Annotated in this window: 23 protein-coding genes; 15 read left to right on the forward strand and 8 right to left on the reverse strand. The window is 66.8% G+C overall.

Features of this window, described 5'->3' with window-relative positions; translation table 11 throughout:
* Positions 1–38 precede the first annotated feature (38 nt).
* The 8 genes from ABQY64_RS08170 (at position 39) to ABQY64_RS08205 (ending at position 8,839) form a co-directional block, all read left to right on the forward strand.
* Positions 39–545, forward strand: a complete 507-nt coding sequence (locus ABQY64_RS08170; RefSeq protein WP_104554859.1) for a GNAT family N-acetyltransferase — start codon at positions 39–41, stop codon at positions 543–545.
* Between the two features lie 160 nt (positions 546–705).
* On the forward strand, positions 706–1,662 hold the full coding sequence (locus tag ABQY64_RS08175) for an SAM-dependent methyltransferase (protein ID WP_349779958.1): 957 nt from the start codon (positions 706–708) through the stop codon (positions 1,660–1,662).
* Between the two features lie 400 nt (positions 1,663–2,062).
* The gene (locus ABQY64_RS08180; protein ID WP_349779959.1) at positions 2,063–3,676 is read left to right on the forward strand and encodes an ABC-F family ATP-binding cassette domain-containing protein; all 1,614 of its coding nucleotides are present in this window, start codon (positions 2,063–2,065) and stop codon (positions 3,674–3,676) included.
* Positions 3,655–3,846, forward strand: a complete 192-nt coding sequence (locus ABQY64_RS08185) for a hypothetical protein (RefSeq protein ID WP_080689560.1) — start codon at positions 3,655–3,657, stop codon at positions 3,844–3,846. The genes ABQY64_RS08180 and ABQY64_RS08185 overlap by 22 nt, the downstream gene beginning before the upstream one ends.
* On the forward strand, positions 3,843–5,978 hold the full coding sequence (gene rlmKL / locus ABQY64_RS08190; RefSeq protein ID WP_016902459.1) for a bifunctional 23S rRNA (guanine(2069)-N(7))-methyltransferase RlmK/23S rRNA (guanine(2445)-N(2))-methyltransferase RlmL: 2,136 nt from the start codon (positions 3,843–3,845) through the stop codon (positions 5,976–5,978). The genes ABQY64_RS08185 and rlmKL overlap by 4 nt, the downstream gene beginning before the upstream one ends.
* Positions 5,979–6,181: 203 nt before the next feature.
* The gene (locus tag ABQY64_RS08195; RefSeq protein WP_349779960.1) at positions 6,182–6,958 is read left to right on the forward strand and encodes an NAD kinase; all 777 of its coding nucleotides are present in this window, start codon (positions 6,182–6,184) and stop codon (positions 6,956–6,958) included.
* Positions 6,959–7,133: 175 nt separating this feature from the next.
* Positions 7,134–8,099, forward strand: coding sequence for a 5'-nucleotidase (locus tag ABQY64_RS08200; protein WP_024940674.1), 966 nt, complete (start codon positions 7,134–7,136; stop codon positions 8,097–8,099).
* Entirely contained in the window at positions 8,096–8,839 is a 744-nt protein-coding gene (locus ABQY64_RS08205) for a transferase (RefSeq protein ID WP_349779961.1), read from the forward strand. The genes ABQY64_RS08200 and ABQY64_RS08205 overlap by 4 nt, the downstream gene beginning before the upstream one ends.
* A 67-nt stretch (positions 8,840–8,906) precedes the next feature.
* On the opposite strand, the gene ABQY64_RS08210 is transcribed toward ABQY64_RS08205, so the two are convergent.
* The 8 genes from ABQY64_RS08210 to can form a co-directional block, all read right to left on the reverse strand.
* Entirely contained in the window at positions 8,907–9,473 is a 567-nt protein-coding gene (locus tag ABQY64_RS08210; RefSeq protein WP_349779962.1) for a DUF2939 domain-containing protein, read from the reverse strand.
* A 124-nt stretch (positions 9,474–9,597) separates the two neighbouring features.
* The gene (locus tag ABQY64_RS08215; protein WP_024940671.1) at positions 9,598–10,284 is read right to left on the reverse strand and encodes a DUF2461 domain-containing protein; all 687 of its coding nucleotides are present in this window, start codon (positions 10,282–10,284) and stop codon (positions 9,598–9,600) included.
* A complete protein-coding gene (gene sbcB, locus ABQY64_RS08220; RefSeq protein ID WP_349779963.1) occupies positions 10,281–11,726 on the reverse strand; it encodes an exodeoxyribonuclease I in 1,446 nt (481 codons plus the stop codon). The genes ABQY64_RS08215 and sbcB overlap by 4 nt, the downstream gene beginning before the upstream one ends.
* A gap of 106 nt (positions 11,727–11,832) precedes the next feature.
* On the reverse strand, positions 11,833–13,200 hold the full coding sequence (locus tag ABQY64_RS08225) for an NAD(P)/FAD-dependent oxidoreductase (RefSeq protein ID WP_349779964.1): 1,368 nt from the start codon (positions 13,198–13,200) through the stop codon (positions 11,833–11,835).
* 172 nt (positions 13,201–13,372) lie between these two features.
* A complete protein-coding gene (gene kynU / locus ABQY64_RS08230) occupies positions 13,373–14,644 on the reverse strand; it encodes a kynureninase (RefSeq protein WP_039520603.1) in 1,272 nt (423 codons plus the stop codon).
* Positions 14,645–14,678: 34 nt separating this feature from the next.
* A complete protein-coding gene (locus ABQY64_RS08235; protein WP_349779965.1) occupies positions 14,679–16,820 on the reverse strand; it encodes an FUSC family protein in 2,142 nt (713 codons plus the stop codon).
* Positions 16,821–17,019: 199 nt separating this feature from the next.
* Complete coding sequence (locus ABQY64_RS08240; protein WP_024939857.1) at positions 17,020–17,550, reverse strand: 3-hydroxyanthranilate 3,4-dioxygenase; 531 nt, start codon at positions 17,548–17,550, stop codon at positions 17,020–17,022.
* Positions 17,551–17,635: 85 nt separating this feature from the next.
* Complete coding sequence (gene can / locus ABQY64_RS08245) at positions 17,636–18,298, reverse strand: carbonate dehydratase (RefSeq protein ID WP_016902447.1); 663 nt, start codon at positions 18,296–18,298, stop codon at positions 17,636–17,638.
* Positions 18,299–18,453: 155 nt separating this feature from the next.
* Here can and ABQY64_RS08250 point away from each other — a divergent pair, with 155 nt between their 5' ends.
* From ABQY64_RS08250 to ABQY64_RS08280, 7 genes are all read left to right on the forward strand, one after another.
* Entirely contained in the window at positions 18,454–18,990 is a 537-nt protein-coding gene (locus ABQY64_RS08250; RefSeq protein WP_349779966.1) for a glycosyl hydrolase 108 family protein, read from the forward strand.
* A 42-nt stretch (positions 18,991–19,032) separates the two neighbouring features.
* Positions 19,033–19,563, forward strand: coding sequence for a DUF2589 domain-containing protein (locus ABQY64_RS08255; RefSeq protein WP_349779967.1), 531 nt, complete (start codon positions 19,033–19,035; stop codon positions 19,561–19,563).
* 51 nt (positions 19,564–19,614) lie between these two features.
* On the forward strand, positions 19,615–20,235 hold the full coding sequence (locus ABQY64_RS08260; RefSeq protein WP_039511773.1) for a DUF2589 domain-containing protein: 621 nt from the start codon (positions 19,615–19,617) through the stop codon (positions 20,233–20,235).
* Between the two features lie 47 nt (positions 20,236–20,282).
* Entirely contained in the window at positions 20,283–20,543 is a 261-nt protein-coding gene (locus tag ABQY64_RS08265; protein ID WP_016904187.1) for a hypothetical protein, read from the forward strand.
* Positions 20,544–21,017 carry a hypothetical protein gene (locus tag ABQY64_RS08270; RefSeq protein ID WP_349779968.1) on the forward strand — a complete coding sequence of 158 codons (474 nt, stop codon included), beginning with the start codon at positions 20,544–20,546 and terminating at the stop codon, positions 21,015–21,017.
* 219 nt (positions 21,018–21,236) lie between these two features.
* Positions 21,237–21,980 carry a hypothetical protein gene (locus ABQY64_RS08275; protein WP_104559171.1) on the forward strand — a complete coding sequence of 248 codons (744 nt, stop codon included), beginning with the start codon at positions 21,237–21,239 and terminating at the stop codon, positions 21,978–21,980.
* A gap of 168 nt (positions 21,981–22,148) precedes the next feature.
* Entirely contained in the window at positions 22,149–23,018 is an 870-nt protein-coding gene (locus ABQY64_RS08280) for a hypothetical protein (RefSeq protein ID WP_349780032.1), read from the forward strand.
* The last annotated feature ends 303 nt before the right edge of the window (positions 23,019–23,321 follow it).

Consider the following 23,321-nt stretch of genomic DNA (forward strand, 5'->3'; position numbering starts at 1 on the left):
CGCAACCGGTTGAAGGTGTGCGTGCTGCGGGGCCTGCGATGAACGTGCTGATTCGCGAAGCCAGCGATGGCGATGCTGCGGCGATCGAACTGCTGACGATGGTCGCGTTTATGCGCGACGAACATAGTCGCCACGACGAGCAACACGTGATCGCCGCCTTGCGCAACGACGGCGCGCTGGCGTTGTCGCTGGTGGCCGACCACGACGGGTATGTGGTCGGCCACCTGGCGGTATCGCCGGTGTCGCTGTCGGACGATTCGCCCGGCTGGTACGCGTTGGGGCCGCTGGCGATCGGGCCGGGGCATCAGCGCCAGGGACTGGGCACGCGCCTGGTGCAGGCGGCGCTGGGCAGCTTGCGCGAGCGTGGCGCTGCCGGTTGTCTGGCATTGGGCGAGCCGGGGTTTTTCCGGCGTCTTGGCTTTGCGGTGGAGCCGGGGCTGGTGTTGCCCGGCGTCCCGGCGTCCGAGCTGCAGGCGCTGGCGTTCGGCGACCGGCTGCTGCCGCTGGCCGATGTCGCCTATCACCCGGCCTTCGGGCTGGGTTGAGTGCAGCCGCTGGCGACCACCTGGCGTGATCCACGCCAGGCCTTGCGTGCGGTGCCAGTTCGCTCGGCCGCATCTTCCATCGCGGTAGAGACGCCGTCGCGCCGGGAGTGATCGCAGCATGGCGAGCGCTGCGATTGGCGCGCTCCTGTCGAGGTGGACGATGCAACGTGATGACGAAGACCTGGGCCAGGCCGCGCAGGCGGGCCGGCTGATTTCCCACGGCAGCGATGACCAGGACGATGCTGCATTGCTGGCATCGCTCACATCGCGTTTGCGCCAGAGCGGTGACCGGCCCGATGCGCTGGTCCAGCGTCTGCTTGGTCTGGTCGATGCGCTCTGGGCCACCGAGTTCGGGCGGTTTCTGCTCAGGCATCGCGGGTTGAATGCCTACTGGACCCATCGGTTGGTGACGTATCGCGCCGATGCGCAGCCGAACGAGTCGATGTCGGCGATGGAACGGCATATCTTCGAAGAGGCACCTGCGGTGCTTGCGACCCGCGAACGCTTCGGCATCTTCCAGCAGCAGCTGCAGGAGCTGCTGCGGCCAGGCATGACGCTGGCATCGGTGCCCTGCGGATGGATGGGCGAGCTGTTGCTGTTGGACTACCGGGAGTGTCCGGACGTGCGCCTGATCGGTATCGATCTGGACCCACAGGCGCTGGAAGGGGCGCTGCACCTCGCACGTGCGCGCGGGCTGGAGGGGCAGCTTTCGCTTCGTCTCCAGGACGCATGGACGCCTGGTGCCGACGATCGCGTGGATGTGCTGACCAGCAATGGCTTGAACATCTATGAGCCGGACGAGGTGCGCGTGATCGCGCTGTACCGCGCATTTTTTCAAAGGCTGGCGCCAGGCGGCGTGTTGGTCGCAAGTTTCCTGACACCGCCGCCGACGCTGTCTGCCGAGTCGCCGTGGAAGCTGGAACACATCGATCCCGAGGCGCTGATGCTGCAGAACCTGGTGTTCGCCGAGATCGTCCAGGCGCGCTGGGCCTCGTTCCGCACCCATGCGCAGACCCGCGCGCAGCTGGAAAGCGCCGGGTTCACCGATCTCCGCTTCATCGATGATCGCGCCAGCATCTTTCCTACGGTGGTTGCCCGGAGACCTGCGGCCGGCTGAGTGGGGGGTAGCGAAGGCATCGGCCGCGTCGTATGCGCCGCTATGCCGGTTGGACGCAGGCCTGGCCGGCGAGTTTCACGCTGCGTGCTGCGTGCTAAGTGCTGCGGGTCCTGGCCTTCGGCGAGCACTTGCCGCGTTTTTTCGAGGGCGCCTGGAAGTCAGCAGGTGCCGGCCGCCAGGAGCTTGAGCATGTCTGCAAGGTCGGGTGCTCACCATGCTGCGCTTGAACGCAGCCAAGCCCGAGGTTTGCTTGCGTCGCAGGCTGACCTACACTTTGCCGCATTGCCCACTGTCTGAGGATTGGTCCAATGCGCCATTGATGCCGCCGTCGTGATGACGGCCTTACCCGCTGCCGGTCCGGCTGGATCGGTGCGTGTGCTGGCATGCAATGGAGACCCGTATGACCTATCCGTCGCTGACGCTGGAAAGCGTTGCGTATGTGCTGCCCGATGGCAGCCCGCTATTTTCCGATCTGTCCATCCACATCGACCAACGCGCCACCGGCCTGGTCGGGCGCAATGGCGTGGGCAAGAGCGTGCTTGCGCGCCTGCTGGCCGGCGAGGTGCTGCCCAGCGCAGGGCGTTACGTGCGCAACGGCAGCGTGCATTACCTGCCGCAGCGCGTGCGCGTGGCGCCGGGGCAGAGCATTGCCGAACTGGCCGGGGTCGCGCCGCTGCTGGATGCGCTGGACCGTATCGCCGCCGGCAGCGTTGCGCTCGCCGATTTTGAACTGGTCGGCGAGCGCTGGACCGCCCATGCGCAATTTGCCGCAGAACTCGAACGGCAAGGCCTGGGTGGGCGCGATCCGCGTGCACCGGCCGCGCAGCTCAGCGGCGGCGAAGCGACGCGCGTGGCATTGGCTGGTGCGTTTCTGACCCGGCCGGACCTGTTGATTCTGGACGAGCCCAGCAATCACCTGGATGGCCCGCAACGCCAGCGGCTGATGGATCAGTTGCTGGCGTGGAGCGGTGGCCTGCTGGTGATCAGCCACGACCGCGGCCTGCTCGATGCGATGCAGCGCATTGTCGAATTGTCCGCGCAGGGCCTGCGCAGCTACGGCGGCAATTACACGTTCTATGCGCAGCAGCGCGCCATCGAACAGCAGGCGGCCAGCGCGTTGCTGGCCCAGCGCAAACAGGCGCGTGCGCGCGGCGAGCAGGCGCTGCGCGAACAGCAGCAGCGTCAACAGCAGCGCCAGGCACGCGGCGCGCGCGCTGCAGGGCAGGCCAACCAGGCCGCGATCCTGCTCGGCGCGCAGAAGCAACGCAGCGAGGTCAGCGCGGGGCGGCTGCAACAGCAACGCCAGGCCGAACATTCGCGGTTGAGCGAGGCGGTGGTGCAGGCCGCAGCGCTGGTGCAGGATGACCCCACGATCGCGCTCCTGGCGCCGACATCGCCCGCCGGCGCATCGCGGCAGCTGGCCACGCTGCAGCAGGTGGAGCTGGCCGACGGACGGCTGGGTGGGCGGCGGGTGGATCTGCTGCTGCATGGGCAGCCGCGGATCGGCCTGGTCGGCCCCAATGGCAGCGGCAAGTCGTCGTTGCTGCAACTGCTGGCCGGGCGCCTGCAACCCAGCGCGGGGCAATGCCAGGTGCATGTGCCGGCGGCCTATCTGGATCAGCACCTGGGGCTGCTGGATACGATGCGCTCGGCCGCTGCGCAGCTGCAGGATGCAGACCCGGGTGCGCCAGCCCACGCACAGCGGCTGCGCCTGGCGCTGCTGGGGCTGGACCAGCAGCGTGCCGACCTGCCCACCGGCCAGCTCAGCGGCGGCCAACGGCTCAAGGCGGCGCTGGCCTGTGCGCTGTACCGGGCGCAGCCGGCGCAACTGCTGTTGCTGGACGAGCCGACCAACCACCTGGACCTGGCCGCGGTGGAAGCGATCGAGGCGCTGCTGCGCAGCTACCAAGGGGCGCTGATCGTCGCCTCGCACGATGCCGCCTTCCTGCAGCGGCTGGGCCTGCGGCAGCGCCTGGAGACTGCGCAGCCGCAGTGGCGGCTGGCGCCGTGGTGAACCGCGCAGCGGGCGATCCGGCCGGCGGGCTGGTAAAGCCGGCTCCGATGGCCGACCATTTGCGCCCCGCCCGCGGCGGCCACGGCTTTGCCCTCCCGGGCGCCGGCCCAGCGTCCTGCTCCCACGCTCGCCCCCACGGCCAGCGTCTCCATCGATACCTGCCTACGTGAAATTCTTCGCATCCTGTGCCAAGGGCCTGGAATACCTGCTTGCCGACGAGCTGCTGTCGCTCGGTGCCAGCAAGGCCACCGCCACCATCTCCGGCGTCAACGTCGAAGGCGACCTGCGCGACGCGCAGCGCGCCGTGCTGTGGTCGCGCCTGGCCAGCCGCGTGTTGTGGCCGCTGAGCGAGTTCGATTGCCCGGACGAGGACGCACTGTATGCCGGCGTGGCCGAATTGCCGTGGGACGAGCACCTGTCCGTCGGCCACACGCTGTCGGTGGACGCGCATGTCTCCGGCACCGCGATCACGCACGCCCGTTACGCGGCGCAGCGGATCAAGGACGCGGTGGTCGACACCATGCGCCGGCAGGGCCTGGAACGCCCGTCGGTGGATGTGGACAGCCCGGATCTGCGGTTGAACCTGTCGCTGCGCAAGGGCCGCGCCACCATCTCGGTGGATCTGGGCGGCGGCCCGCTGCACCGGCGCGGTTGGCGCATGGCGCAGAACGATGCGCCGCTCAAGGAGAATCTGGCCGCGGCGGTGTTGCTGCGCGCCGGTTGGCCGCGCGCCTATGCCGATGGCGGCGGCCTGCTGGATCCGATGTGCGGCAGCGGCACCCTGCTGATCGAGGGCGCGCTGATGGCCGCCGACGTGGCGCCCGGCCTGCAGCGCTATGGTAGCGATCTCCCCAGCCGCTGGCGCGGCTTCGACCGCGAGGGCTGGCAGCAACTGGTGGGCGAAGCGCGCGAGCGCGACAGTCTTGGCCGCGCCGCGCTCAGGCAGGTGATCCACGGCAGCGACATGGACCCGCATGCGATCCGCGCCGCGAAAGAAAATGCGCAAGTGGCTGGCGTGGCCGAGGCGATCTGGTTCGGCGTGCGCGAGGTGGGCGACCTGCAGACCCCGCCGCAGGCCACCGGCGTGGTGGTGTGCAATCCGCCTTACGACGAACGTCTGGCCGCCGATGCGGCGCTGTATCGCCGCCTGGGCGATACCCTGCAGCGCGCGGTGCCGCAATGGCGGGCCAGCCTGCTGTGCGGCAACGCCGAGCTGGCGTATGCCACCGGCCTGCGCGCGGGCAAGAAATACCAGCTGTTCAATGGCGCGATCGAGTGCGCGTTGATCGTCTGCGACCCGATCGCGGTGCCGCGGCGCACCCCGCTGGCGGCGCCGACCGCGCTCAGCGAAGGCGCGCAGATGGTCGCCAACCGCTTGCGCAAGAATCTGCAGAAGTTCAAGAAGTGGCGCGCACGCGAAGGCATCGAATGCTTCCGCGTCTACGACGCCGATCTGCCGGAGTATTCCGCCGCCATCGACGTGTACCAGCAAGCCGATGGCGATCGCCGCGTGTTTCTGCATGTGCAGGAATACGCCGCGCCGGCGACGATTCCGGAAGCCGACGTGCGCCGCCGTCTGGGCGAACTGCTGGCCGCCGCACGCGAGGTGTTCGAGGTGCCGGGCGAACGCGTGGCGCTCAAATCGCGCGAGCGCGGCAAGGGCGGCAGCAAGTACGGCCGCTTCGAGCAGCGCAACGAGTTCATCAACGTGCGCGAGCATGGCGCGCTGTTGCGGGTGAATCTGTTCGACTACCTGGACACCGGCCTGTTCCTGGATCATCGCCCGTTGCGCGGCACCATGGCGACACAATCGAAGGGGCGGCGCTTCCTCAACCTGTTCTGCTACACCGGCGTGGCCAGTGTGGAAGCGGCGGTGGCCGGCGCGAGCTCGACCACCAGCGTGGACCTGTCCGGCACCTATCTGCAGTGGTGTGCCGACAACCTGGCTCTGAACGGCCAGGCCGGCAGCAAGCACAAGCTGGTGCAGGCCGACGCGCTGGCCTGGCTGGAAGCCGAGCGCGCGCATTTCGACGTGATCTTCTGCGACCCGCCGACCTTCTCCAACTCCGCACGCGCTGAAGACTTCGACATCCAGCGCGAGCATGTGCGGCTGTTGCGCGCGGCAGTGGCGCGCCTGGCGCCGGGTGGGGTGCTGTATTTCTCCAACAACTTCCGCCGCTTCAAGCTCGACGAGGAACTGGTGGCCGAGTTTGCGCAGTGCGAAGAAATCAGCCCGCGCACCATCGACCCGGATTTCGAGCGGCATGCGCGCATCCATCGCGCCTGGCGATTGACCGCCTGAGGAAGTGGCCCGGTGACGTCTGGCCGGGCAATACGCGTATGGCGCGCGAGATTGCCGCGCCCGTTACGCTGCCGCGCGCCGTGTCACCGGTGGCGCCCGATCGCGCAGGCGCAGGTGCGGCCGCACAGGCGAGGGCGGGGCGGCCAGCCAACAAGCCCACCACAGCGCTGCGGTATGCTGATTCGCATGCTCTGGAGTCAACGATGACCGCACCACCCCGGATTGCCTTTCTCGCCAGTCACGCCGAGCCGGCGGTGACCGCGCGCGCGCGTCTTGTGCAGCGCTATGGCGATCATGCGCTGGACACCGCCGACATCGTCTGCGCCCTGGGCGGGGACGGCTTCATGCTGCAGACCCTGCACCGGCACGGCGCTGCCAGCAAGCCGGTGTTCGGCATGAAGCTGGGCTCGGTCGGGTTCTTGATGAACCAGTACCGCGACGACGAGGACGACCTGCTCGCGCGTCTGCAATGTGCCGAACCGGCGCACCTGCGCCCGCTGGAAATGCAGGTGCAGACCGAGTCCGGTGCCAGCACGGTGTCGCTGGCCTACAACGAGGTCTCGCTGCTGCGCCAGACCCGCCAGGCCGCGCATCTGAGCGTGGATCTCAATGGCCAGACCCGCATCGCAGAGTTGATCGGCGACGGTGTCATGGTCGCCACGCCAGCCGGCAGCACCGCCTATAACTATTCCGCGCACGGGCCGATCCTGCCGCTGGGCTCGCACACGCTGGCGCTGACGCCGATCGCCCCGTATCGCCCGCGCCGCTGGCGTGGCGCCATCCTCAAGGCCGATACCGAAGTGTGCTTCCGCGTGCTGGACCCGTACAAGCGCCCGGTCAGCGTCACCGCCGACTCGCACGAGATCCGCGACGTGGTCGAAGTGACCATCCGCGAATCCACCCAGCGCCAGGTGACGCTGCTGTTCGATCCCGAACACAATCTGGAAGAACGCATCTTCAGCGAACAGTTTGCGGTTTGAGGAGCGGGGATTGGGGAGTCGAGATTCGGGATTGGCAATGGCAGAAGCGCGACGTGCAGCCGAGCCTGCGCGTGCCCAAGGTACGATGCAGTGCAAGTAACCAACTCAAATCCCAGAACATTCGTTGTTGCTCCAACCCATTCCCCAATCCCGATTCCCCATTCCCGGCACCCCAATGGCTGATAATTCCCCAAGACTCCTGACCGTCGCAGTGACCTCGCGCGCGCTGTTCGATCTCGAAGAAGGCCATGCGCTGTTCGAGGCCGATGGCGTGGAGGCGTATTCGGCGTTCCAGCGCGAGCATGAGGACGACATCCTGGAGCCGGGCGTCGCCTTTCCGGTGGTGCGCAAGCTGCTGGCGCTCAACCACGATGTGCCCGAAGAAACCCCGCGTGTGGAAGTGATCCTGCTGTCGCGCAATTCCGCCGACACCGGGCTGCGCATCTTCAATTCGATCCAGCACTACAACCTGGGCATCGTGCGGGCGACCTTCACCTCGGGTCAGCCGACCTGGCCGTACGTGAAGCCGTTCGGCACCGACCTGTTCCTGTCGGCCAACCCGGAGTCGGTACGGCGCGCGCTCACCCATGGTATTGCGGCGGCGACCATCATGCCGCGCGCGCCGGGCGAACGCGCCGAAGCCGCCGCGGCGATCGTGGACAACGACGAAAGCCGCCTGTCGACCCAGCTGCGCATCGCCTTCGACGGCGATGCGGTGATCTTCGGCGACGAGAGCGAACGCATCTCGCGCGAGCAGGGCGTGGAGGCATTCGGGCGCCACGAGCGCGAACGTGCGCGCGAGCCGTTGTCGGTCGGGCCGTTCCGCAATTTCCTGTCGGCGCTGCATACGCTGCAGGCGGCATTCCCGCCGGGCGAGGCCTCGCCGATCCGCACCGCGCTGGTCACCGCGCGCTCGGCGCCGGCGCACGAGCGGGTGATCCGCACCCTGCGCGAGTGGGGCGTGCGTCTGGACGAGGCGCTGTTCCTCGGCGGGCGGCACAAGGGGCCGTTTCTGGAGGCGTTTGGCGCGGACATCTTCTTCGACGATTCGCAGCACAACATCGACAGTGCGCGCCAGCACCAGCACGTGGCAGCCGGCCACGTGCCGCATGGCGTGGCCAACGATCCGCCGGGCAGGTGAGCGAGGCACCGAAGCCGGCTGGACGCGCCGCGCTGCGCTCCAGCTGGCGCCAGCTGGAGCTGTACTTCGCCGACGACACCGTGCAGACCCGCATGTCGCGCTGGGCACCGTACCGGCTGATGCTGCCGTATACGCGCGGCATGCTGGCGGCGCTGTGGCTGCAGCCGCGGCCCGAACGCATCGGTCTGATCGGCTTCGGCGGCGGCGCGCAGGCCAAGTTCTGCCACCGGTATCTGCGCAGCACGCGCATCGAGGCGGTGGACGCCGATGCGCAGGTGCTGGCGTTGCGCGATGCGTTTGGCGTGCCGCGCGACGATGCTCGGCTTGAGGTCACGCACGGCGACGGTGCGCAGTGGATCGGCACGCGTACCGGGCGTTACGACCTGTTGCTGCTGGATGCCTACGATGCCGAGGGCATCCCACCCGCGTTGCGCACGCCCGAGTTCTACGCCGATTGCCGCGCTGCGCTGACGCCCGGCGGTGTGCTGGCGCTGAACCTGTTCCAGGTGCCACTGGCCGGGCATCTGGCCACGCTGCGCGAGGTGTTTGATGGGCGGGTGCTGCTGTTGCCCGAGCCGGATCCGCGCAACCAGCTGCTGTATGCCTGGAACGGCAAACGCACGCCGGGCACTGCGGAGCAGGCACTGGCGACATTGCCGTGGCCGGCGCGCCGGCAACTGCGGCCGTCGATGCTGCGGCTGCAGGCAGCGTGGATGGAGCGGGCCTGGCGGTTTTCGTAAGCCGCTGTCCGGCGCGCGGCGTCAGCCTGCGAAGGAGAACACTTCGACCGCGCTCGCAGGCGCGCGGTCATGGGGGCAGCGGAGTTTCTGCATCTGCCAGCGGCAGCTGGATATCGGTCAGCCGCCAGCGCAGCCCTTGGCGGGTCAGCACGAACACCACCGGCACGCCGGTCGCGGTGCGGGTGGTGGCGGTGAAGCGGCGGGTGGATTCGAAGCGCTGCTCGGCGCCTTGCAGCGGACGCGCCGGCGCCGGCGCCGCATAGGTGTCCGGGCTGACGGTGGTGCCGGTGACGCGATTCCACACGCTATGGCCTTGCAGCAGCGCGCCGATGCCCAGCGGCGTCACCAGCGTGTCCACGCCTGCACCGCTGATACCGCTGGCGAGCTGCAGGGCGAACCCGCCGAGCAGGCTCGATTGCATGCGGCTGCCGGCCTGGCGGACCAGGTAATCGTCCAGCTGCGCCTTGAGGTTGACCCGCAGGCTGGGGAAATCCACATGGCGTTCCAGCTGCGCGGCGTCGCGATTGGCGACGGCCTGGCTGATGCCGCGAATGGCCAGGTACGGGCCTGCAACCACATAGCTGACAAGCAGCAGTACGGCCAGTACGGGCAACAGCAACCAGCGCTTGTTCATGGTGCGCAGTCCATCGCTATGGTTGGTGCAAGACGCAGCGATGCATAGCACCGCACAGCGGGAGATCGCTTCGGTGTGCCGACCGCCGGCGTCGCGTCGATGGCTGTCGGCGCCGCGCGATCCATCAAAATTCCAGATCCAGCGCGGCGCACAGGTAATCGACGAACGGCGCCAGCACCACCAGGTCGGCTTCGATGGTCTGGCGCAGGCGCGGGCCGGTCATGACGGCATCGTCGAGATGACGCAGGTACGCCCAGTTGCGATGCTTGAGATCGTCGATGAACTCGAACTCGTTGGGAAAGCCGCGCGGTGCACGCACCAGTTTCTCGCTGTCGTCCAGCGCGAACTTCCGGCGCAGTCTGGGTTCGTAGGCAGCCGCTTTCCAGTTGGCGGGATTGTCGAAGATGAACTGGCGCAGCTTGCGCTGGGTGTCCGGCTCCGGATGCCACAGCCCGGCACCGACGAAGCTCTCGCCCGGCTGCAGATGGATATAGAACGACGGCGCCGGCACCTGGCGGCGGCGCTCATGGAACAGGCGCGCGCCCTGCCAGTTCTTGTACGGCGATTTGTCGTTGGAAAAACGCGCATCGCGGTAGATGCGAAACAGCGAGCCGCCCTGGGTCTTGGGGTCGGCGCGATAGTGCTCGCTGACCTCGGCCAGGGCCGGCTGCAGGTCGGTGATGAGCTGCAGGAACGGCTGGCGCACATGCGCCTCGTACTGATGCCGGTGATCGTTGAACCAGGTCTTGTCGTTGTGGCGCGCCAGTGCGCGCAGGAACTTGAAACTGGCGTCGGAAAAATAGGTGGTCATAGCGTGCGTTGGAGGTCCAAACCCCAGGCGGCGAGCTGATCGAGCAGGGACTGCTTGGTAGCATCGTCGGGGTGAGCAAGCCGTAAATCCGCGATCTGCGCATGGAACTGATCGAGCGTGAGCTCGCCCAGGCCACGGTCTTCGAGCAGGCGCTGGCGGCGGTAGACGTTCCAGCGTTCCTGCTCTTCGAACGACAGCGTCTGCGGCCAGTTGCGCGCGCGGTAGCGGAACAGCAACTCGACCAGGCGCGGGTCGCGAAAGCGCGACTCCAGCGCGCCCAGTTCGGCCGGCGCACTGGCGCGCACCTGCGCCAGCAGGCGCTTGTCGCCTTCGGCCAGGAAGCCGTCATAGAGCGAGGCATCGGCATCGTTGACCGCCGGCGCCGCAGCACGCTCGTTGTCGTACACCTGGCGCACTTTTTCGGCCAGTTCAGGGCCGAGTTCGCGCAGGCGTGCAGCCTTGGCCAGCACCGCGTCGTGGTCGATGCCCAGGCGCTGGAAATCCGCTGCGCGCAGATGCTGCCAGGCCACCAGCGCCGGCGACTTGTTCAAGTGCACTTCCTTGAGCGGAATGCGCTGCTCGCCCTCGGGCAGGTCGGCGGCGCGGATATACAGCCGGTCGGCGATCTCGTCAGGGCTCATGCGCAACAGCACTTCAGGATCGCCGTCCAGATCGAACACGATCACGCGGCTGTCGATGCGCGGATGGCGCGTCAATGGCAGCACCGCGGCGGCGCACATGCGCGAGGCGGGATAGCGCTGCGAGATATGCAGCACCGGCTGCATCGCGATGACGTCCAGCAGCGTCGCCGCAAAGCGCTTGTCGCGCAGGCGCAGCGCGTAGTCCCACAACTTGGGTTGATGCTGCTGGAACCTGCGCGCCATGCCGATGGTGGCGTACACGTCCGACAGCGCCTCGTGCGCGTCGCCTTCGCGCACTGCGTTGGCATCGGCCAGGTGTTCGAGCCTGAACGAGGTGGCGCCGTCTTCGCGCTGCGGCCAGACGATGCCATCCGGGCGCAGCGCATGCACCAGCCGCAACACGTCGAGCAGGTCCCAGCGCGAATTGCCGCCGCGCCACTCGCGCTCGTACGGGTCGTAGAAATTGCGGAACAGTCCGCAGCGCACGAACTCGTCGTCGAAGCGGATCGAGTTGTAGCCCAGCGTGCAGGTCTGCGGCCGGCTCATCTGCTCGGAGATGCGTGCGAACGCTTCGGCCTCGCTCACGCCTTCGCGCAGTGCGTGCTGCGGGGTGATGCCGGTGACCATGGTCGCGTACGGCGAGGGCAGCAGATCGTCGGCCGGCTGCACGTAGAAACTGATCGGCTCTTCGATCACGCGCAGTTGCGCATCGGTACGCACCGCGGCGAACTGTGCGATGCGCGTGCGGCGTGGATCCTGGCCGAAGGTTTCCAGGTCGTAGAAGAGAAAGCTGTCAGGCATGCCGTATGAAATCCAGATCCGCGGCGCACTGCGCAGGGCGCCGCCAGTGCTGCCTAGTATCTCTTATCCGCGCCTACGCCTGCTGACGCCGGCCTGTGCGAGTGGATCAGTGCGCGCCTTCCAGCGGCTGCAGGCGCGCATGCACGACCGCTTCCAGCGCGGCCCAGTCGATGCGCGACAGGTCGCTGTGCCCGCGCGTGGCCTCGACCAGGATCTGGCGCTGGATCTCGCTGCGCGCCAGGGCGATCGAGTAGCGCGTGCGCAGGAAGGTCACCATCGTGTAATGCGGCACGAAGCGGGTGGGCCAGCGCGCCTGCAGTTGCTGTTCGAGCGCGCGTTGCAGCAGGAAATCGGGATCGTCAACGCGGTCGCGCATTTCCAGGTAATTCTCCAGCGCCATCTGCTGGATCGCTGCGGCGTCGTCACGGCGTGCGGCCTGGAACGCGGCAAACGCGGTTTCCAGATCCTCGTGTGCATCCAGCTGCTCTGCCAGCGCCACGCAATCTTCGAACGCGCAGTTCATGCCCTGGCCGTGGAACGGCACCATCGCGTGCGCAGCGTCGCCGATCAGCAGTGCGCGGCCGCCCAGGTGCCAGCGGTCCAGGGTGAGGGTGCCGAGCAGGCCGGGCCGATGTTCTTCCCAATGCTCCTTGAGTTGCGGGATCAGCGGCAGGGCATCGGGAAAATCACGCGCGAACAGGGCCAGCGCTTCGTCGCCGGTGCGCGTGGTGGCAAAGCTGGGTTCGCCGGCGTTGGGCAGAAACAGCGTGACGGTGAAGGTGCCGCCGTCGTTGGGCAGCGCGATGCACATGTAGCGCCCGCGCGGCCAGATGTGCAGCGCATTGCCTTCGATGCGGAAACCGCCACCGGGCAACGGCGGAATTTCCAGCTCCTTGTAGGAGTGATCGAGGAATTCGGTACGCTCGCCCAGCGGTGACTTGCGCTGCATCGCCGCGCGCAACGCCGAGCCGGCGCCATCGCTGCCGATCAGGCTCTGGAAGTGGATTTCGTGCGGCTGGTCGTCGCGGTCGTCGATGAAGCGCGCATAGCCGGCATCGAAGTCCACCGTGTGCAGGCGCCGATAGAAATGCACGCGTGCGCCAGCCTGTTCGGCCAGATCCAGCAGCGCGACGTTCAACGCGGCGCGGTGGATCGACCAGATCACTTCGCTGTCGTCGCGTCCGTAGCGTTGCAGCTGCGGTTCGCCGATCAACGGATGCACGATGCGCCCGCGCATCATCACCGCCTTGGCCATCACCGCGTCTTCGGCACCGGCCTGGCGCAGCGCATGGCGGCCGCGCTCGGCCAGCGCCAGGTTGATCGAGCGGCCGGACTCGTAGCCCTTGATGCGCGGATCGCCGCGGCGCTCGTAGACGGTGACCTGCCAGCCGCGGCGCGACAACAGGATGGCCAGCAGGCAACCGGCCAGGCCAGCGCCGATCAAGGTCAGGGAACGGGGAGAGACTGCGCTCAATGCGGTATCCGGCAGCGGCCGGACGCAAGTGCCGGCGAAGGGGGAGAACGGGGATGGCTGGCAACGGCACCAGCTGCGATCAGCCAGGTGCGGGTTCGGAGTTTACGTGCGCGTGTGCCGGTTCCGGCCCACGCACCGATCTGGTCGATGGCACAGTCTGTGCCGCGTGTGCTCAGGCGCTGGCCCAGGTTTCCACCTGTTCGACCAACCGATGCAGATCGCTGAAGCGGTTGTACAGCGGCACCGGTGCGATGCGGATCACGTCCGGTTCGCGCCAGTCGCCGAGCACGCCGACCGACTGCAGGTACTCGAACAGCGAGCGCCCCTGCGCGCGGCCACCGGCCACCCGCAACGACAGCTGGCAGCCGCGTTGCGCCGGCGCGGCCGGGGTGACGATCTGCAGCACCTGCGGCACGCGGGCGTGGATCAGCTGTTCCAGGTGCCCGGTGAGTTGTTCGGACTTGGCACGCAGCGCCGGCATGCCGGCCTGATCGAACAGCTCCAGCGACGCACGCAGCGGCGCCAGCGCCAGCACCGGCGGATTGCTCAGCTGCCAGCCTTCGGCGCCAGGCGAGGGCACGAACTGCGGCTCCATGCGGAAGCGGCTCTGCTGCTCGTGTCCCCACCAACCGGCCATGCGCGGCAGGTCGCTGTTGGCATGGCGTGCGTGCACGAAACAGCCACCCACCGCGCCGGGGCCGGCGTTGAGATATTTGTAGTGGCACCACACCGCAAAATCCGCGCCGTCGTCGTGCAGCGTCAACGCGATATTGCCGACCGCATGCGCCAGGTCGAAACCCACCATCGCGCCCTGCGCGCGTGCCAGCCGCGCGATTTCGCCCAGCTCGAAGGCCTGGCCGGTGCGGTACTGGATGCCGGGCCACAGCACCAGCGCCAGCCGCGGACCGTGCCGTGCGATGGCATCGGCGATCGCCGCCATCGAGACCGTGCCATTGGGTTGGTCGGCTTCCACTTCGATCAGCTGCGTGGCCGGATCCAGCCCATGCAGGCGCAGTTGCGATTCCACCGCATGGCGGTCGGACGGAAACGCGCCGGCTTCGATCAGGATGGCGCCACGCTCGGGCGTGGGCCGGTAGAAGCTGGCCATCATCAGATGCAGGTTGACGCTCAGCGTGTTCATCGCGACCACCTCGCCGGGCTGCGCGCCGACCACGCGCGCCAGGCCATCGCGCACCAGTTGGTGATAGGTCAGCCACTGGGTGGGACCGGTGAAATGGCCTTCCACCGCGAGCGCGCCCCACTGGTCGAGCACCTCGGCCACCATCGCGCGCGCGCCACGCGGCTGCAGGCCCAGCGAATTGCCGACGAAATAGGTCTGGTCCTGGCCGGCATGCTGCGGGAACACGAAGTCATCGCGAAGGTGGCGCAGCGGGTCGGCGGCGTCCAGGGCAACGGCATGGGCGCGGGACAGCAGGTCGGTCATGATCACGGCTCGCAACGCAGGTCAGTGACGCAGTTTACCCGCCGGCACCGTGTGCGCCGTCATGCGTGGCCGCTGGCTCGGCTGCAGCGCTGGTCGAGGCCGGCCGGGCAGGGCGCAGTAGATGCGTCAAGGTGCCGATGCTGTCGGTGATGCGGTCGATGGTGTCGGCCAGTGCGGCGGTGGCGGGCGAGCCGTCAGGCAGGGCGGCCAATGCATCGGACAGCTGGCGCTCGGCGCCGCGCAAGGTGGCCGCGGCGGGAATGCCGCCGTCGACCAGGCAGGCGATCAGCTCGGACAGCGCCTGGTCGGCCTGTTGCGCGAAGGCGGGCAGCGCTTCCAGCGCAGGCAGGGGATGGCCGTCGCGCAGCACCGCCTCCAGCGACAGGGTGGCGCGGATCAGCCGGTTGCCGTTGGCCAGCAAGGATTCGGCGAGTTTGAGCTCGTGCAGATTGCGCCGGCTGCGTGGCTCGCCGCGCAGCCGTTCGATCGAGGCCTGCGCGTTGGTGCGCGCCACGCGTGCGGCAGCGCGGGTGTCGCCCAGATCCTCCATCCTGCCGAGCAGCAGATTGCGCAGATGATCGCGGTAGGCGCTCAGCAGCTGCGCCAGCGAGGCGCGGATATGCCGGCGCTCGCGCGTGGGCCACACCGCGTAGGCGATCAACGCCCAGGCACTGCCGGCGACCGTGGCCTGCAGACGCGCACCGATGGCCTCGCCCGGTGCAACGCCTTCGAACGACAGCAGCAGCACCAGCATGCCGGTCAGAAACGCCACGCCGATGCCGTAATTCACCTGCGTCAGCAGGCGAAAGCCCAGGCAGAACAGCGCCAGCAACGCCAGGCGGACGCTGGCGCCGTCCATCGCCAGGTGCGCCAGCAAGGTCGCCACCAGCAGGCCGACGAAGGTGCCGGCCACGCGCAAGGCGCCGAAGCTGAAAGTGCCGCCGAAATCCGGCTTGAGCACGATGGCGGTGGTCATCGGAATCCAGAAGCCGTGCGGGATCTGCTGCCAGCGCTGGAAGGCGATGGCCAGCGCCAGGCACACGCCGCAGCGCAAGGCATGCCGGAAGGCCACCGAGGACAGATCCAGGTTCGCGCGCAGCGTGGCCCAGGTTGCCGCGGGCCGCAGCGCCGCCGGCAGGCGCGCTTCGGCCAGCTGCGCCTGGATCTCGCCACGGCTGCTGGCCCAATGCGCGTTGCGGATCAGGGCGCGCAGCTGGCCGCCCAGGCCTTGCGCGCGCGCCACCGCCACCCGCACCAGCCGGCGCTCGCGGGTATCGGCGTTGTCGTGCTGGAACTGCGCCAGTGCGGCGACCAGATCGTCGAAACCGGTCATCGAGGCATTGGCGGCAAGCGGGTCTTCGTCCACCGTCATCGCATGCGCGAGCTGTTCCAGCACGATGGCGCTGCGTTCGAGCACGCGCTCGATCGCCGGGCGCGCCTGCGAGTCGGTCAGGCGGGTATCGACATCGGCCAGCGACAGCAGCTCCAGCCGCACGCGCTCGCACAGCTCGGCGATGATGCGGAAGCTCTGCACGGCGATCGCGCGCGAGCGATGCTCGCCATGCAGCATCACCATCGCATCGAGCACTTCCTGGGTGGCCGGCGGCGGGGCGCTGGCTTCCGGACGCTGGCGTGCGATGCCGGCCAGTTGACGCATCAGGTCGGCCAGCGCGAAGCGCTCCGGGCGATAGCGTTGCAATGGCCAGGCCGCCAGTGCCAGCACTACCTGGAGCAGGCCGCCGGCGAAGATCAATGCCGCCACGCCCGCGGCCTGCTGCACCGGCAGGCGCATGTCGGCGCTGACCACCAGCAGGATCATGCTGGTCAGCCCCACCCGCGCTGCCACCGGGCCAAGTGCCACCAGCAAGCCGCCGCCAAGACCGAGCAGCAACCCGGCGATCACCAATGCCGGCGTGTTGTGGCCGACCCAGATGCCGAGCAACGCGGCCAGGCCTGCTGCCAGCGCGGCCATCAGCATGCGCTGCAGGCGCGCACGGTACGGGCCGGGCTGGTCGGTGAACATGGTGTTGAGCGCGCCGGTACACACGGCCAGACCGGCGGCGACATGCCCGGTGGCCACGCCGACGGCCAGCGGCAGCACCACCGCGGCGGTGTTGCGCAACGCTACGCGCAATGGCACGTCGCGCGGCTTGAGGTCGATCAGCGTGCGCAGCATGGCATGGGGTTCAACGCGGGCGCACAGCGCAGCTGCGGCGCGTGCACACGCTCGACACACGGCGCGCTGCGCACAGCTGCATCGTCATTGCGTTGCGCGGCATTGCGAGGGCGCGGCGGAGCGCCGATGGCCACCACCGAGCGAATGCGCTCGAAGACCTGTGCGACGCGTGCCTGGAATTGGCTGGGCCATCGTCCACTCATGCCTCGACAGTGGCATAGCGCTCCGGCGCAGGGTGCAGATGCCCGCACTGGCTGCAGGTGCGCAGCGCGAGCGAACGGTAGAAATGATCGAACACCGGCGGAAAATCGGTTTCGATGTCCTGCAGCGGAAACATCGCCTCGTACAGTTTGTGATTGCACTGCGGGCAATACCACTGCAGGCCGTCCTGCTCGTTGGGCAAGCGCTCGCGTTCGATCACCAGGCCGATCGAGCCGGCCGCGCGTTGCGGCGAATGCGGCACCTTTGGCGGCAGCAGGAAGATCTCGCCGGCGCGGATCGGGATGTCGCGTGCCACACCTTCGTCCTGCACCTTCAGCACCATCTCGCCTTCGAGCTGGAAGAACCACTCCGGGCCTTCGTCGTAGTGATAGTCGGTGCGCGCATTCGGCCCACCGACGATCATGATGATGAAGCCGTCCTGCTGGATGCATTTGTTGCCCACCGGCGGCTTGAGCAGGTGGCGGTGTTGCTCGATCCAGGCTTGCAGGTTGATCGGCGGGACCAGCATCGACGTTCCTCGGCAAAGAAGACGTCCAGCATAGCCAACCGACGGCGCCGATGGGCGCCGCGGCTGGCTGGCGTGCGGGTGCGGCTCAGCGTTCGGCGTGATCGGCCTGGATGCGCGCCAGTGCGGCGTCGTAACGTTCCTGCAGCAGCTCCGGGCGGTCGATCGACATGCCCAGGTCGTGCGCACGTCCGTCGCGCAGGCTGTAGACCCAGCCATGCACCTGCAGTGCCTGGCCGCGGTCCCAGGCGTCGCGCACGATGGTGGTGCGGCAGACATTGACCACCTGCTCGAGCACGTTGAGCTCGCACAGGCGCGCGTGCTGCACCGGCAGGTCGCCCGCATCGTGCAGGCAGGCCTCGTGCTTGTCGGCCACATCGGTGACGTGGCGGATCCAGTTGTCGACCAGGCCCATGCGCTTCTGGGTCAGGCTGGCAAACACGCCGCCGCAGCCGTAATGGCCGACCACCAGGATGTGCTTGACCTTGAGCACGTCGACGGCGAACTGGATCACCGACAGGCAGTTCAGGTCGGTGTGCACCACCACGTTGGCGATATTGCGATGGACGAATACCTCGCCCGGGGCCATGTCGATGATCTGGTTGGCCGGCACGCGCGAGTCAGAACAGCCGATCCACAGGTACTCGGGCGTCTGCTGGGTGGACAGCTTGGAGAAGAATTCCGGGTCCTCGCGGCGGATGCGCTCGGACCAGGCACGGTTGTTTTCAAGCAAATGGTTGAGCTCGTTCATGCGCGCAGTATTCCAGAAAACGCAGTGTTGGTGGCCCCTGTCGGGGCCCGGGATGAATCAGCTTTCAGGCTTCGTAGTATCGGTGAAGGGCCGATGTCCCGCTATTGCACCGATGCGGAAACTGGCGCCACCGATCAATTCAACAGGTGGCGCCGATGGCTGACTTCAACATGTTTTTTCCAACCCTGCTCAAGCACGAGGGCGGCTTCGTCAACGACCCCGCCGATCCGGGCGGTGCCACCAACAAGGGCATCACACTGCTGACCTTCAAGGCCTGCGCCCAGAACTTGCTGGGCGTGGAGCCAAGCTTGGCGAACCTGCGTGCATTGACCGATGCCCAGGCCGGGGTCATTTACAAGACGCAGTACTGGGACCGGCTACGCGCCGACCAGATCGCACTGCAGCCGTTGGCCAACATCTTGTTCGATTTCTATGTCAACGCCGGCGGCAACGCGATCAAGCTGCTGCAGACCGTGCTCAATGCCCAGACCGGCGGCGCGCTGGTGGTGGACGGACGGATGGGACCGGCGACCTTCGCCGCCCTGGCATCCAGCAACCAGCAAGACCTGTATGCACGTTACAGGGTCGGCCGCAAGGACTACTACCAGCGACTTGTCGCCGCGCGACCGGCGCTTGGCAAGTTTCTCAAGGGGTGGCTGGCACGCGTGGATAGCTTTCCCAGCGCGGCCTGAGCCGTCACCGTCCCCGCGACATCTCCGACCAACGAGCCCAACATGGCGCAAATCTCCCTCAATGATCTGATCGAAGCGCTGGCCGGGGCAGTTATCGACGCCCAGGACCGGATCGAACAGCACCAGATGGCTAACCTGGGCGCGTTCTTTGACGAGGACAACCGTCCCAGAAGCGTTCTGATCCGCTTGCCGTCGCAGCACCCGGAAGCGGGCGAGAACGACGAAGACCTGTATCGCGCACCGCTGTTGCCGCTGGTGTCGTCCAACGTCCTGCGCATCAAGGACGTAGAGATCAGCTTCGATGCACAACTCGGCGAGCTTAGCGAACTGGACGAAGCCGCGTTGCCGGCGTCGCTGGCGGTTCCAGCTGCCGTCGATGACTGGCATCCCAAGCCGCCAGCGCTGCCCGGCCAGATCGGCATCGACCTCGGCTCCAATGCAAAAAGTGCGCGGCACAGTGCGGTGCATGTCGTGTTACGCGTGGAAGGCAGCGAGCCGACCGAAGGCGTGGCACGTCTCATCAGTCGCCTTGCGCAGTCGCAAGGCGTGTTCAAGACGGTCAAGGGCGATTGATCCCCGCCGTCATCGATTGTTTTTCAAACAACCACTCTTCAGGAGAACACCATGAGCGATATTGTCAATATGTCCGACCAATTCAAGGGCCTGCCGATGGCGGACCTGATCGGCGCCCCGTTGCGTGCAGCCTGCGATGCGCAGGTCATGCTGGCCCGCGCCACCGCCGACTTCATCAAGGTCATCGGTTTTCTGCCGCCGACCGACCCTGCTGCCGATCCCAACGGAAACGGCGGTACGCGGACCGCGCAGTTCAAGTTCAAACGCCCGGTCGAAGACCCCAGCGGTACCGGGATGGCCGAGGAGGAAGTCGAGATCGTCGTGCCGCTGCTGACCTTGGTCAACGTTCCCAATTTGAGCATTCAGACCGTGGACGTGACGTTCGACATGGAAGTCAAATCCTCGTTTTCGGAAAAGGAAGCCGAAGACAAGAGCCTCAAGGTGGATTTGGAGGCAAGCGTCGGCTGGGGCGTGTTCAAGGCCAAGGTCAACGTGCAGGGGTCGGTGTCCAGCCACAAGGAAAACACGCGCTCTTCCGATAACTCGGCCAAGTATCACGTCGCATTGCACGCCGAAGATCGCGGTACCCCCGAAGGGCTGTCGCGCGTGCTCGACATCCTGCAGACCGCCGCAGCACCACGTAAAGTCACTGCGCCTGTGCCGGTGCCGTAAGCGTCGCTGTTGAGTCCTACACCTTTCTATCACCCGAGTCGTTGCCGATGATCGATTTGTCAGAAGTGAGCTACATCAAGCGCATCGTCGTCGGCAGCGACAACCCGGCAAAGATGCAGACCGCTGAGCAGGTCGAGGCCGCGCAGCATCTGCTCAATCGCTGCCTCAGTGAAGCGCCCAGGGGAACGATTCTCGGCATCGAGAAGAGCTTCACCATTGTGCAGCTGGGCGAGCATCAGGTGGTGCTGCAATGGTTGTGCTACCACGTGGGGTTCAAGCGCAAGCCGATCTGGCTGACGGAGTCGTAGATGGCACACGCGAGCTATTCCCTGGACGTCTTCGTGGAGCTGCTCGACCAGGCCGTCCGACAAGCGCAACAGCGATGCCGCCAGCGCCACGCCGCACTGGTGGATGCTGCGGTGGCCGCCTGCAGCATGCAGGTTCGCTGCATGGATGATGACGGAAAGGCCCAGGGCGAAACGGAGACCCTGCTGTCCATTCCGGTCTGCCAATTGCGTGCGCTGCGGCTATCGCAAATCAACGAGTTTTCGTTGACGCTGCACGTGCAAATAGAGCCGGTCACGCAGAGCGACGGCGCTCCCGGACTGGCGCTGCGTATCGCGCCGCCACGCAGCCGTACGCCAAGCCACGCGCTGAAAATCGGCTATCAAGGCAGCGAGCGTCCGCGTGGCGTGCTTTGGTTCGATGGCATCGCGCTGAAGGAATGGACGCTTCATCCGTTCGTGGACGTGCCATCTTCCGATCCCGGAGCGGTGCCGTGAGGTTGCTGCTGTCAGACGCCGATGCCCGCGCGCTCGCCGAGCGGCTGGGAACCGATGTGGCGGCCCTGCATGCGGATCTCTGCCGGCGGTCTCGGTGCCGGCGGCTGTCCAACTTCATCATCTGCTTGGTTGCAGTTCTGGTAGTTACTGCAGCCGGTGTGCTGAGCAGCAGCTTGATCGATCTTTCCATCCTGTCCAACTTCTTATCGGAGCTTTCTCATGTCTACCCAACCTCATCATCGACGTCATGTTCTCCGCATCACCTCAGCACTGGCCTTGTGCCTTTCATTGAGCGCAGTACAGGCCGCTCCGGCTGGTAGCATTCCGACAGGTGACTGGCGCGGAATCCTGTCCGCCAGCGGTGGTGCTGGCCCGGTTTATGTCCGCCTGAGCGGGCGCGCGGTGGGAGCCGACGGCACCCAAACGGCGGACGTGCGATTTGGACCTCCTTTCAATTGTGCGCTGGAGCTACGAGCGCAGCCGGACGGTTACGCGCTGCTGTCTCGCAATGGCGGCAGGTTTTGCGATGGGCTAGCCGGTGGCCGCGCCCAGCTTGAGGTGACGGAAGGTGCGACGTCCGGCATGCAACTCACGCTGCCCGGCCGCGATTCGCCGTTGGTCGTTGCTTTGGATCAGAGCAGCGCAGGTTTGGCTGAAGCTGGGCGCTGGCGTGGGGCGGGCCTGATTTCCGCCCAGCTGGAGATCGTGGCGACCACAGTCCGCCCGGGAGACGTGCTCGGTCGCCTGCGCTATGGCGCCCCCCGCGACTGCCAAGTGGAATTGCGCTATGCCGGGCGTGCGGCAGGCGCGTTGAATGCCTGGATCGGGGCCAACGATAGAGGCTATTGCCGCCAGCTCAGCGATGGCCAAGCCAGTCTGCGGATTCGCGACGATGGCAGCGCAGAGCTTGCTCTTGTTGTGAAAGGTCAGCGCGATACGACGCTGTTCGAACGGATGCCCTGAGATCGGGCTGGATGCGCGCCTGCATGTTGGGAATCACTTATGTGGAAGCGAACCAGGATGCGCGTCGGCCTGCGGCGACGCGCGGTGGCCCAGTCCGTCTCGCCGGCAGGATTCACCGGGCCGGTCTTCTCCAGCGTGCTTGAACAGCTGGAGCTCGAATGTCGGGCCATGGTGTCGTATGCGCTAAAGCAGGGGTTGGCGATGTCCCCCGATCTGCCTGGCCGGTTGGCGGAACTACGGGTGATGCCTGGCACCTCCCTGCATGGCGAAGCTGGCGCGCGCGAACTGGCCGCTCTGCACCGACAGCTGGTTCGCGCGATCCAACCCGCAACGCCGCAAGCGGTGGTGCTGATCGAGCGGGAGCGCTTACGCGGTGGCTTTTTGCGCTGGCTCGGTCCAATTCCGCTGATCCGCACCTTGACCTTAAGCTCGGTCGGCTGCCTTGCCTCAGTGGTCGGGCTGGCGATGTCCAGCCTTGTCAACGAGCAGAACATCGCGCTGGGATTTCTCGACTCCTCGGGCAGCACGCTGGGCTGGAATGTGATGTTCATCCTGGCCTGTGCCGGGCTTGGCGCAGCGTTTTCCGCCCTGTTCCAGGCCCATCGTTACGTCGCCGACGCGACGTACGATCCGCGATTCGATTCTTCCTATGCCGCGCGCATGATTCTGGGCCTCATCGCCGGTCTGATCTTGGTGGAGTTGCTGCCGGAGGATCTGTTTGCCGAAAGTAGCCTGGGCGCGTTCGGAAAACCCGCGTTGGCGATGATGGGCGGATTTTCGGCAAGTGCCGTCTATCGCCTGCTGCAACGCATGGTCGATGTCATGGAAACGGTCGTACGCGGTGATTCCAGCCAACACGCCGCTGCAGCGATCCAGTCTCAGCGCGCATTGGTCGAGTCCGAAGGTATCCGCGCGCGTGGCGAACTTGCCGCAGGTCTGCTGGACCTGCAGCGCGAGTTGGAAGCGGACCCGCGTCTGGATCAGGTGCGTCAGCAACTGACCGGCCTTGCCAGGCAAATGATGTCCGGCGACTCGTAATCTTTCGCGGTTGAGCTGCAGCTGGAACCGCGTTCGCTTTTATCGGCAGTCTCATGCAGAAACGATGTCTGGCACAGCGTGCCGAGCATCAGGTGGCGGTGCGTGTTGGTCCGGAGCGGCACAGTCCGCTTCGGCTCCGGTGCAACGTGCGTAACACACCCCAGGCAAACCTACCCGTCATTGCGTCGCACCGACATCTACACCGTTGTGCAAACCAGCATTCGACGGTCGCCAAATCAGTCCAGAACCGATGGTGCCGAGATGAGCGTATGACAAGCTCGCTCAAGTGCTCCTGCCGAGCAT

The organism is Xanthomonas sp. WHRI 7065, from assembly GCF_040203115.2.
In the GTDB taxonomy this organism is placed as follows: Bacteria; Pseudomonadota; Gammaproteobacteria; order Xanthomonadales; family Xanthomonadaceae; genus Xanthomonas; species Xanthomonas arboricola.

Excerpts from the sequence above, each read along its gene's own strand:
- sbcB (WP_349779963.1), bottom strand. The coding sequence starts at position 11,726 with ATGCCTGACAGCTTTCTCTTCTACGACCTGGAAACCTTCGGCCAGGAT.
- ABQY64_RS08255 (WP_349779967.1), top strand. The coding sequence starts at position 19,033 with ATGGCGCAAATCTCCCTCAATGATCTGATCGAAGCGCTGGCCGGGGCA.
- ABQY64_RS08200 (WP_024940674.1), top strand. The coding sequence starts at position 7,134 with ATGGCTGATAATTCCCCAAGACTCCTGACCGTCGCAGTGACCTCGCGC.
- ABQY64_RS08280 (WP_349780032.1), top strand. The coding sequence starts at position 22,149 with ATGGTGTCGTATGCGCTAAAGCAGGGGTTGGCGATGTCCCCCGATCTG.
- ABQY64_RS08195 (WP_349779960.1), top strand. The coding sequence starts at position 6,182 with ATGACCGCACCACCCCGGATTGCCTTTCTCGCCAGTCACGCCGAGCCG.
- kynU (WP_039520603.1), bottom strand. The coding sequence starts at position 14,644 with ATGACCGACCTGCTGTCCCGCGCCCATGCCGTTGCCCTGGACGCCGCC.
- ABQY64_RS08275 (WP_104559171.1), top strand. The coding sequence starts at position 21,237 with ATGTCTACCCAACCTCATCATCGACGTCATGTTCTCCGCATCACCTCA.
- ABQY64_RS08240 (WP_024939857.1), bottom strand. The coding sequence starts at position 17,550 with ATGCTGGTCCCGCCGATCAACCTGCAAGCCTGGATCGAGCAACACCGC.
- ABQY64_RS08265 (WP_016904187.1), top strand. The coding sequence starts at position 20,283 with ATGATCGATTTGTCAGAAGTGAGCTACATCAAGCGCATCGTCGTCGGC.
- can (WP_016902447.1), bottom strand. The coding sequence starts at position 18,298 with ATGAACGAGCTCAACCATTTGCTTGAAAACAACCGTGCCTGGTCCGAG.
- ABQY64_RS08260 (WP_039511773.1), top strand. The coding sequence starts at position 19,615 with ATGAGCGATATTGTCAATATGTCCGACCAATTCAAGGGCCTGCCGATG.
- ABQY64_RS08270 (WP_349779968.1), top strand. The coding sequence starts at position 20,544 with ATGGCACACGCGAGCTATTCCCTGGACGTCTTCGTGGAGCTGCTCGAC.
- ABQY64_RS08170 (WP_104554859.1), top strand. The coding sequence starts at position 39 with ATGAACGTGCTGATTCGCGAAGCCAGCGATGGCGATGCTGCGGCGATC.
- ABQY64_RS08175 (WP_349779958.1), top strand. The coding sequence starts at position 706 with ATGCAACGTGATGACGAAGACCTGGGCCAGGCCGCGCAGGCGGGCCGG.
- ABQY64_RS08215 (WP_024940671.1), bottom strand. The coding sequence starts at position 10,284 with ATGACCACCTATTTTTCCGACGCCAGTTTCAAGTTCCTGCGCGCACTG.
- ABQY64_RS08210 (WP_349779962.1), bottom strand. The coding sequence starts at position 9,473 with ATGAACAAGCGCTGGTTGCTGTTGCCCGTACTGGCCGTACTGCTGCTT.
- ABQY64_RS08250 (WP_349779966.1), top strand. The coding sequence starts at position 18,454 with ATGGCTGACTTCAACATGTTTTTTCCAACCCTGCTCAAGCACGAGGGC.
- ABQY64_RS08180 (WP_349779959.1), top strand. The coding sequence starts at position 2,063 with ATGACCTATCCGTCGCTGACGCTGGAAAGCGTTGCGTATGTGCTGCCC.
- ABQY64_RS08235 (WP_349779965.1), bottom strand. The coding sequence starts at position 16,820 with ATGCTGCGCACGCTGATCGACCTCAAGCCGCGCGACGTGCCATTGCGC.